The sequence below is a fragment of the Psychrobacter sp. 1Y4 genome (assembly GCF_051847555.1).
Genome location: NZ_JBPYDE010001206.1, coordinates 1 through 507 on the forward strand (window position 1 = coordinate 1; position 507 = coordinate 507).

Below are 507 nucleotides of genomic sequence, written 5' to 3' on the forward strand. Positions count from 1 at the left end.
AACAGTACCACGGCCTGAGATTGAGAATACGTCTTCGATTGGCATTAGGAATGCTTTGTCAACGTCACGCTCTGGCTCTGGGATGTAGGTGTCTAGTACGCCTAGTAGTTCTACAACGGCTGGTTGGCCGTATTTTTCTTGTGAGCCTTTTAGGGCTTCAGTAGCTGAACCGTGGATGATTGGGGTGTCATCACCTGGGAAGTCATAGTCGTTCAATAGTTCGCGAACTTCCATTTCTACTAGTTCTAGTAGTTCTTCGTCATCTACCATGTCACATTTGTTCATGAATACGATGATGTATGGTACGCCAACCTGACGTGACAACAAGATGTGTTCACGAGTTTGCGGCATAGGGCCGTCAGTTGCTGATACGACTAGGATTGCGCCGTCCATCTGAGCGGCACCTGTGATCATGTTTTTAACATAATCGGCGTGACCTGGGCAATCTACGTGAGCATAGTGACGGCTGTCTGTGTCATATTCTACGTGTGAGGTGTTAATGGTGAT

1 protein-coding gene is annotated in these 507 nt (G+C 47.3%); it reads right to left on the reverse strand.

Annotation, left to right across the window (positions count from 1 at the left end; all coding sequences use genetic code 11):
* Positions 1–507: GTP-binding protein (locus ACS8FC_RS21165; protein ID WP_439298226.1), on the reverse strand; the 507-nt coding region annotated here is incomplete at both ends.